Origin of the sequence: Bacillus sp. GMa5/1, assembly GCF_050172015.1 — a bacterium.
Lineage (GTDB): Bacteria > Bacillota > Bacilli > Bacillales > Bacillaceae_G > Bacillus_A > Bacillus_A cereus.
Window position 1 is genome coordinate 1 of sequence record NZ_JBNLYC010000157.1, and the last position, 9,190, is coordinate 9,190.

Below are 9,190 nucleotides of genomic sequence, written 5' to 3' on the forward strand. Positions count from 1 at the left end.
TCTCGAGCATTTTTATGTATTTTCATACTTAGGGGGAATGGACTTGAAAGATATACATATTCAACAAATAGAAAATTTAATGGAATATGAATTCAGTCATCTCGTTCAAGAAAGTGAAGAAGAAGGTTTTAGTTTCCTTATAAGGCTAATAAATGAATATAAAAACAAAATAAATGTATTCAATAAAACTGGAGAATGTTTATATGGTGTTTTCCAAGGTGATATGTTAATTGGAGTTGGAGGTTTAAATGAGGATCCGTACACAAAAGACAATAAGATTGGGCGGTTAAGGAGATTTTATATTTCAAGGGATTATCGGCGTATAGGGTTAGGGAACTTATTATTAAACCAACTATTATGTCATGCGGAAAAATATTTTGAAGTGATTGTTTTACATACTGACACGAAGCAAGGGGATGTGTTTTATACTGCGAATGGATTTGTAAAAGGGGGATTATATAAGGGATCGAGTCACTACAAACTATTATAGAGATTGCTATCCAAATAATAGCTACGAACAGGTTTTTTGTTGGTAAATCGATATATCTTAAAAATCGCTGATATATGAAGTTGCGATCCTTATATTAAAAGACAACTTTTATAATTTCATTTACTAAATTGTTATTATAAAAAAGAGCACCTTAGCTTTTAAAATTTAGCTTATAAGGTGACTCCTTTTCAGTCAATTATGTTTTAACGTTCATTTGTTTCAATAATAATCCTGGTTTACCTTTTACATAATAAAAATGCGGGTTATTTTCATCATCATAAAGCATAATATAAGGCTTTTCATTTAGTGGGAGCAGTATAAGTACTTCGTCTATTGTAGTGTGTAACCATTGATTAGTAATAGAAACCGGCTTAGATAATGGGATTTTTATCATATAGCCATCTTTTGGAACGACATTTAAGTTTTTAAATGGACCAGTAATTGCTTTAGCGTATTGAACTGCTTCTTTTTGGACTATTGGATCTAAAGATTGTTTTTGAATGACCATTTCTTTTTGACAATCAAATACTTCAATTTGTTGATTTGTATTTGCGAACGCATTTGTTGATAATAGAAATAGAAGAAGAGAAATGACCCCGATTTTTTTTATCATAGTACAACACCTCACCATTACTATCCCCTCAAAAGCTTTAAATATTTTTCTGTCACATTCATGTAACAAAGATGTTGTATGATACAATTGGTTTTTGTTTAAAAGCAATGGAGGAAAAAATATGAAAGTTTTAATTGCAGATGACGAACAAGATATGTTAAGGATTTTAAAAGCTTATTTTGAAAAAGAAGGCTTTGAAGTATTATTAGCGAAAGACGGAGAGGAAGCACTTCAAATATTTTATGATGAAAAAATTGATTTAGCTATTTTGGATTGGATGATGCCGAAACATAGTGGTATTACTGTCTGTCAGGAAATAAAAAAGAATTCAAGCGTAAAAGTATTAATGCTTACGGCGAAAAGTGAAAGTGAAGATGAATTAGCAGCGCTTCAAAGTGGGGCAGATGAGTACGTAAAAAAACCATTTCATCCAGGAGTACTAATTACACGAGCGAAAAAACTTATTCAGCATGATGATATTATTCAAGTACAAGATGTAAAGATAAATTTCGCCAAAAATAAAGTATATAAAAATGATATAGAGTTAGAAATTACAAAAACAGAGCTCGAATTAATAAAATGCTTTTTAAATCATAAAGGAACTATTTTAACTCGTAAAAAATTGTTAGACATTGTATGGGGATTTGACTATTTTGGAGAAGAGAGAACGGTTGATACACATGTAAGAAGGCTGCGTAAAAAAATTGGAGAAAATATTATTAAGACGCATCGTGGGCTGGGTTATAGTTTGGAGGAACAAAGTGAATAAACTTGGGAAAAAGCTATTTCTCAGCATTTCTTTAACCGTTATTCTTATATTTACAATTTCTTTATTATTAATTAACTTTCTCCTGCCGAAATATAATATTTATAAAACACGTGAAAACTTAAATGAATTTACAACTCAAATACAAAATGCGCCAGTCAATGATTTAGAAGATGTTATTCATACAATTGAAAGTGAAAATAATGTTACAATTGCGTATACGCCAATCAATCAGTCAGAAGATGCTATGAACGACGCGTTACGCATGCAACTTACGAAAAAGAAAGTGACGTTAAATAAGCTTTGGATTACGAAAGACGAAGTTATGAAAGTGAAGACGGAAGGGCAATCGAATAAACTGTACGATCAAGGAAAGGTAAAAGCGAGTTTTTTTGCTAAATATATTGCGAAAGATGATACGATAATTTTAATTGGAACTTCCATTGCGAATTCAAATGAAATTATAAATACGTTAAATACATTTTACTTATACATCGTATGTTTCTCGCTGCTTCTTATTATTTTACTTGTGTGGATACTTTCAAAAATAATAACGACACCACTGAAAGAGTTAAGTGATGTGGCTCAGGATATTTCACATTTGCAGTTTAAAAGAACGAAAGTGAAAACGAATGATGAAATAGGAGAGTTGGCCAATAGTATTAATATCATGAGTGAAAAACTACATGAAGCACATCAAGACTTAACTGATCGTAATGAACATTTAAAACGATTTATGGGTGATGTAACGCATGAATTAAAGACACCGATCGCATTAGTAAAAGCATACTCTATGGGGATTAAAGATGGATTAGATGATGGGACTTATGTAGATACAATTATTAAACAAACAGATCAAATATCAAACTTAATTGAAGAATTATTACGATTTTCTAAACTAGAAAGAGATATTTTACAAAAAGAAGAATTCCCCATTGAACCACTGGTCCAGAGTATATTAGATAAGCATCAGATTGAACTGGATTCGAAAGAAATTAACTTGCAAGTAAATTGTAATGCGGGCGATACAATCGTTTATGCAGATTTAAATAAAATGAGAATGGTGTTTCAAAATTTAATTTCTAATGCGATAAAATATACAGCAAATCAAAACATAATAATTACATTAGAAGATAGAAATAAAAGTATATATTTCCAAATAAAAAATGGCATTCCTACGGATAAAATTAAGGATATAGAGAAAATTTGGGAACCTTTTTATGTACTAGAATCTTCTCGTAGTAAAGAAAAATCAGGTACAGGATTAGGTTTAGCGATAGTGAAAAGTATTTTAGAAAGGCATGGTTTTGAATATGGAGTTTCCTCTATAGATGGAGAAATTCAATTTTATATAAATGTGAAAAAGGACTAATGAAAATATTAGTCCTTTTTGCAGCTTTAGAGATTAGCGATACAGGATGAATCACCATAATTTTCAAAATTGATGTATTAAATGGAGAATTAGCAAATGTTCTACTTTCATTAAATTCACGTGAAGTTCACAGGAAAACGTTATATTTACATAGTTATATTTGAATTTAATGAAGTGAGGTATTCAGATTTGAAAAGAAAGAAATTAGTAATTGGTAGCATTTTAATGGGTATGACGTTATCTTTATCTGCATGTGGTTCATCAGATAATATTGTAACGACAAAATCAGGAAGCATTTCAGAAAGTGATTTTAACAAAAAATTAAAAGAAAACTACGGTAAACAGAATTTATCTGAAATGGTAGTAGAAAAAGTATTAAATGATAAATATAAAGTTACGGATGAAGAGGTAACGAAACAACTAAAAGAATTAAAAGACAAGATGGGCGATAATTTTAATACATATATGGAATCTAATGGTGTGAAAAATGAAGATCAGTTGAAAGAGAAATTAAAGCTTACTTTTGCTTTTGAAAAAGCTATTAAAGCAACCGTAACGGAAAAAGATATTAAAGATCATTATAAGCCAAAGCTTCAAGTTAGCCATATTTTAGTAAAAGATGAAAAGACAGCAAAAGAAATTAAAGAAAAATTAAATAGTGGCGAAGATTTCGCGGCATTGGCTAAACAATATTCAGAGGATCCAGGTTCTAAAGAAAAAGGTGGGGAACTATCTGAATTTGGACCTGGTATGATGGTGAAAGAATTTGAGGATGCTGCGTATAAGTTAGAAGTTGGTCAATTGAGTGAACCTGTTAAATCTTCTTTCGGATATCATATTATTAAGCTAACGGATAAAAAAGAGCTTAAACCGTATGAGGAAGAGAAAGAGAATATTCGTAAAGAATTAGAACAGCAACGTATACAAGATCCTCAATTCCATCAACAAGTTACTAGAGAACTGCTTAAAAATGCAGATATAAAGGTATCTGATAAAGACTTGAAAGATACCTTTAAAGAGTTAGAAAAATAATAAATGGAATGTAAGGCAAGCGATAGAAATATCGGTTGTCTTTTTCTCTATTTATCCCGCTATTTGCCGGGCAGTAAGACCCCACCTCAAAATTCAGCGAAAGCAAAGAAGTGGCCCTGCTGATCGTAAACGCCCAATTGGTGAGGGCTGATTAAAGTTTCACTTTATAAAGAAGGAGGAAGTGGGAAAATACTTTCATACCTGCATTAAATTTTACTTAATAAGAAATCTTTGAGTTTCTCAACTTTTATATAAAATAAAACTGAATTTTCAGTTATTTTGTTATATAGTAAAAGAGAACGAATAAGGGGAGGGAACATTTTGAGTAAAAAGAAAATGGCAATTACACTGTCAGCAATGCTATCTGCAACAATTATACCTAGCTTTACTATGGATGTGCATGCAGAGAAGAAGGAAGAGACTAAAAGTACGAAAATTGAATTAGAAAATGGGATGACAAAACCGATTTATTCTCTCGATGAAGCTATTATCGAAAATTTATATGTAGAGACAGAAGTTGATAGTGATCGAGACGGTAAGAAAGACAGAGTATCGATAAAAGTTATGCGTCCAAAGACAGATCCGAATGTGAAAGTTCCTGTTATTTATGAAATGAGTCCATATCGATCTGGATTAAAAGATGTTCCTGTATATAATGTAGATGAAGAATTGTATGTGTATGAAGGAAAACCGTATGGAGCGGTTAATCTTGGTTCGTATGGGAACTATTACGTGCCAAGAGGTTATGCAGTTATTCTAGGCGAAAGTATCGGTACTGGAAAATCAGATGGATGCCCTACAACTGGAGATGAACAAGAGATACTCGGGACAAAATCTGTTATTGATTGGGTAAACGGTCGCGCGAAAGCATTTACAGAACAGGGTGAGGAAGTTCAGGCAAATTGGTCTACAGGAAATGTAGGTATGACTGGAGTTTCCTATAATGGTACTTTACCAAATGCTGTTGCGACTACTGGAGTCGAAGGTTTAAAAACAATTATTCCAATCGCAGCAATTAGTAGTTGGTATGATTATTATCGTGCAAATGGTGCAGTCATTGCTCCAGGCGGATATCAAGGGGAAGATACAGATAATATGGCAGAAGCAGTACTGACAAGGGAAAACCCTGAAGTTTGCGGACAAGTTATAAAAGAGTTAACGGCTGGACAAGACAGAAAAACAGGTAATTATAATGATTTTTGGGATAAACGTAACTATGTAAAAGATGCTAAAAATGTAAAAGCGAGTGTATTTGTTGTTCATGGTTTAAACGATTGGAATGTTAAAACAAAACAGTTCGCGCAATGGTGGGAAGCACTTGGAGAAAATAATGTTCCGCGTAAAATGTGGCTACATCAAGGTGGTCATGGTGGGACATCAAGTAATAACTGGCAGCAAACACAAAATAAATGGTTAGATTATTGGTTATACGGAATTGAAAATGGAATTATGGATGAACCAATGGTTGATGTGCAAAGAGAAAATAAAACGTGGCAAAAGATAAAAAATTGGCCAGATCCATCAGCTGTACCTTCAAAAATCCGTATGTATTTAAGTAATAAATTAGTCAATTTGCCATTAAGTATGGGATCGGCTAATAAAGTTTTCTCATTCTTAGATGATGCACAAATGAAATCAAACCAATTAGTAGCAAACCCAGAATTAGAAGTAGCAAATCGATTAGTATATACAATGCCTGTACTGCAAAAAGATACGCGTATAAGTGGTACACCAAAGATTTCAATTACAGGAAATATTGATCGATCTGTATCAAATTTAACAGCATTACTTGTTGACTATGGAGGAGCGAAGCCGGAAATCGTAACGAGAGGCTGGATGGATCCACAAAACTTAAAGAGTATAGAAAATTCAACAGCGATTCAATCGGGCAAAGATTATACATTTACATGGGACATGCAGCCAGATGATTATGTATTTAAAGCGGGGCATCAAATCGGAGTTGTTTTAATTGCAAGTGATTATGATTATACAATTAGACCGAAAGCTGGCACGAAACTTACAGTGAAATTAAGTGAAGTGACATTGCCGATTGTGAAATAAATATTTTTTCTAAAGAGCTTACTAAAGTAAGCTCTTTAATTTGTAGTCTGAATTTTTAATTTTTATATTTCAAATTGGAAGGTTATGTAATACAATATCATTATATTCTATGGAAAGTGAGTGATATATTATGACAGTCAGCTCTTTCGAAATATCATTAAAATCAGAGGTGCAGGAAGATTAGTTGAATTGAAATCTTCCGTACGTAAAAACGGAGGAGAAAATAAATGTTTAGCTTTTATAGTACACTTTGTACAGAACTGTATGATTACACAAAACCAGTCGGTTATTCTTTAAATGGTGATATTGAGTATTACAAAAAACGTTTAAAAGATTGTAGAGGAAGAATCCTCGAAGCCGCAGTAGGTTCAGGACGTGTCATCATTCCGCTTCTAGAGGCTGGTTTTAAAGTGGATGGGATAGATTATTCACCTGAAATGCTAGATTCTTGCCGTAAGCGCTGTAAAGAGAGAGGCTTACATCCTAATTTATATGAAGGAAGCTTGCAACAATTTTCACTTCCGCATAAATATGACGCAATTATCATTCCTACTGGATCTTTTTGTTTAATTGAAAATCGTGTGGATTCTATAAATGCATTGAAATGTTTTTATGAACATCTTAATCCAGATGGACGATTAATCGTAGATATTATGCTTCCGCATGACTGGAAGACTGGGGAAATTCATACATCGACTTTCTCTTTGCCGAGTGGAGACGGAATCACATTAGAAAATAAATCAATTGAAATAGATTGGCTGAACCAAGTTACTGTGTCATATTTGAAATATGAAAAGTGGAGTAAAGGACAGTTAGTACAAACAGAATTGCAACGCTTTGCGCTGTGCTGGTATGGAATAGAAGAGTTTAAACTTCTTTTAGAAAGTATAGGTTTCTCTAATATTACTTGCTCTGCTGAATATGATTATGAAAAAGAACCGTCAAATGCAAATCAAATGATTACTTTTGAAGCTGTGCGAAAAGAATAGAACTAAAACTATGAATAAAAAATAAGGCGATCGATTTAAAATCGGCTGCCTTATTTTTTATTTTATGTAATGGTTTATAGAGAAAGATTGGAGGGAAATAAATGAAACTTATATTAATATTTGGCCCACAAGCAGTTGGAAAAATGACAGTGGGGCAAGAATTAGCAACATTAACCGGTTTAAAACTTTTTCATAACCACATGACAATTGATTTAGTAAGTCCAATTTTTGATTACAGTACGAAAGAAGCAAAAAGACTAGTAAGTTTATTTCGTAATGAAATATTTGAAGAAGTATCTAAAAGTGATTTATCTGGAATGATTTTTACGTATATATGGGCATTTGACCTCCAAGCGGATTGGGATTATATACATCATGTAGAAAGTATTTTTGAATCAAAAGGTGGGACAGTGTATTTTGTAGAGCTGGAAGCGGAATTAGATGAAAGATTAGAACGAAATAAAAGCCCGAATAGATTAGAACATAAACCGAAAAAAAGAGATATTGAGTGGTCTGAAAATAATTTGAAAGAAACGATGAAAAAGCATAGATTAAACTCTCTTCATGGTGAAATTGAAAAAGAAGAGTATATAAAAATTAATAACACGTATTTGAGTGCAAAAGAAGTAGCGGAAATGATTAAAGAGAAGTTTCAATTGTGAAATTTATGAAGTCTATTTCGTTTTCGTTGTCCAAGCATTCTCCTACTAATTACATATACTATTTATGTTAAAGTCGGCTACTATTTTATATAGGGCTGTTATTTTCCTATAAATGCTATTTTAGTGAAGTGGGAGGAATCAATTTGGAAAACGTAGAACAAGATAGAATTGAAAATCAAGTGTATTCAAATCGTGTAGTAAGATCAGAATTTGATTCGAATTGGGAAACTTGTATATCAAAGAGTGGTTATGTAATTTATGTAGCAACAAGTAATAATGCTGAAGTAATAGTGCTTCTTGCAGATGGTTCAAGTAAATTATTAATTTTCGAAAAAGGCGGTAAAGTAGTAGTTGGTGGCGGTGGAACAAGTCATTACAGTAAGCCGCATATTGCAAGAAATTTAAGATAGAACATGTTAATTAAGAAGAAGCTGGAAAACGGTTGTCATTCATGTTTAGGGCATGATAGACGAACCGTTTTTTATTTGTTTATAAATTTAGAAGAACTTCATTGATTACAAATACATCAGGATGAGCAGCGAAATTAGAAGAAAACTTGGCGGGTAATGGTACAAAATATTATGTAGGTTTGCAAGAATCTTATAAGCGATATAAAAAAGCATTTCCTATTTGGGGAAACACTACTTCTATGTTATAGTATAATAGTGTTTTTAGATGGTACTATTTTAATATATTTATAATTTTGTTATGTATTATTTTTATATCAAATAAGCGTCTAAAGTATTTTTTTATATAAGGAGTAATAATTAGAGAAATGAAAAATATAGACTTTATACTAGAAAGTGATGAGGCATTAAAACCGTCTGAACGATTAGTACTATTATTATTAGAGAAGCATAGAATGCTATATACGAACGATCTATTGGCATTATCAAATTTATCATATAAAACATTAACAGATTCATTAACGGCGCTAGTTTTAAAATCGTATGTGTTAAAGGAAACAGGTAAGGGAAGAAGACAGAATTGCTATAGATTAGTATGATAAGGCAGCTGTTTTAGAGACTTTTACATATGTTTTTTCAATCATAAGGTGGAAGTGTGTTTTTTGTTTTCAAACGAAAAATTTACTATAAGAGAGTTTAAGATAGTATCGTTTCATTTTTGTAAATGTAATTATTTCATCATTGAAAATACAAAAATAAAATAAACAGTATAAAAAAGAAATAAAAAAACAATCCATT

10 protein-coding genes are annotated in these 9,190 nt (G+C 31.8%); 9 read left to right on the top strand and 1 reads right to left on the bottom strand.

The genetic code is table 11. The features are described 5' to 3' along the window. The first annotated feature begins 37 nt into the window (after window positions 1–37). A complete protein-coding gene (locus tag ACQGSG_RS23445; RefSeq protein ID WP_002196599.1) occupies window positions 38–490 on the top strand; it encodes a GNAT family N-acetyltransferase in 453 nt (150 codons plus the stop codon). 196 nt (window positions 491–686) lie between these two features. On the opposite strand, the gene ACQGSG_RS23450 is transcribed toward ACQGSG_RS23445, so the two are convergent. After that, entirely contained in the window at window positions 687–1,103 is a 417-nt protein-coding gene (locus ACQGSG_RS23450; protein WP_000591761.1) for a hypothetical protein, read from the bottom strand. A 121-nt stretch (window positions 1,104–1,224) separates the two neighbouring features. Here ACQGSG_RS23450 and ACQGSG_RS23455 point away from each other — a divergent pair, with 121 nt between their 5' ends. From ACQGSG_RS23455 to ACQGSG_RS23490, 8 genes are all read left to right on the top strand, one after another. Beyond that, entirely contained in the window at window positions 1,225–1,872 is a 648-nt protein-coding gene (locus tag ACQGSG_RS23455) for a response regulator transcription factor (protein ID WP_000865979.1), read from the top strand. Next, window positions 1,865–3,241: a sensor histidine kinase gene (locus tag ACQGSG_RS23460; protein ID WP_001037258.1), complete on the top strand. Its 1,377-nt coding sequence runs from the start codon at window positions 1,865–1,867 to the stop codon at window positions 3,239–3,241. Before ACQGSG_RS23455 ends, ACQGSG_RS23460 begins: the two co-directional genes overlap by 8 nt. Window positions 3,242–3,430: 189 nt before the next feature. Continuing rightward, complete coding sequence (locus ACQGSG_RS23465) at window positions 3,431–4,273, top strand: peptidylprolyl isomerase PrsA (RefSeq protein WP_002103226.1); 843 nt, start codon at window positions 3,431–3,433, stop codon at window positions 4,271–4,273. A gap of 321 nt (window positions 4,274–4,594) precedes the next feature. Further along, window positions 4,595–6,334 carry a Xaa-Pro dipeptidyl-peptidase gene (locus ACQGSG_RS23470; RefSeq protein WP_098450352.1) on the top strand — a complete coding sequence of 580 codons (1,740 nt, stop codon included), beginning with the start codon at window positions 4,595–4,597 and terminating at the stop codon, window positions 6,332–6,334. Between the two features lie 227 nt (window positions 6,335–6,561). Continuing rightward, entirely contained in the window at window positions 6,562–7,323 is a 762-nt protein-coding gene (locus tag ACQGSG_RS23475) for a class I SAM-dependent methyltransferase (RefSeq protein WP_000490926.1), read from the top strand. 101 nt (window positions 7,324–7,424) lie between these two features. Then, window positions 7,425–7,985: an AAA family ATPase gene (locus tag ACQGSG_RS23480; protein WP_000767062.1), complete on the top strand. Its 561-nt coding sequence runs from the start codon at window positions 7,425–7,427 to the stop codon at window positions 7,983–7,985. Between the two features lie 143 nt (window positions 7,986–8,128). Further along, complete coding sequence (locus ACQGSG_RS23485; RefSeq protein ID WP_098450353.1) at window positions 8,129–8,395, top strand: hypothetical protein; 267 nt, start codon at window positions 8,129–8,131, stop codon at window positions 8,393–8,395. Window positions 8,396–8,760: 365 nt separating this feature from the next. Then, window positions 8,761–8,991 carry a hypothetical protein gene (locus tag ACQGSG_RS23490; RefSeq protein ID WP_000789031.1) on the top strand — a complete coding sequence of 77 codons (231 nt, stop codon included), beginning with the start codon at window positions 8,761–8,763 and terminating at the stop codon, window positions 8,989–8,991. Window positions 8,992–9,190 lie beyond the last annotated feature (199 nt).

What these genes read in the sequence shown, in the direction of transcription:
- ACQGSG_RS23445 (WP_002196599.1), top strand. Translation starts at nt 38, where the DNA reads ATGGACTTGAAAGATATACATATTCAACAAATAGAAAATTTAATGGAA.
- ACQGSG_RS23450 (WP_000591761.1), bottom strand. Translation starts at nt 1,103, where the DNA reads ATGATAAAAAAAATCGGGGTCATTTCTCTTCTTCTATTTCTATTATCA.
- ACQGSG_RS23455 (WP_000865979.1), top strand. Translation starts at nt 1,225, where the DNA reads ATGAAAGTTTTAATTGCAGATGACGAACAAGATATGTTAAGGATTTTA.
- ACQGSG_RS23475 (WP_000490926.1), top strand. Translation starts at nt 6,562, where the DNA reads ATGTTTAGCTTTTATAGTACACTTTGTACAGAACTGTATGATTACACA.
- ACQGSG_RS23480 (WP_000767062.1), top strand. Translation starts at nt 7,425, where the DNA reads ATGAAACTTATATTAATATTTGGCCCACAAGCAGTTGGAAAAATGACA.
- ACQGSG_RS23490 (WP_000789031.1), top strand. Translation starts at nt 8,761, where the DNA reads ATGAAAAATATAGACTTTATACTAGAAAGTGATGAGGCATTAAAACCG.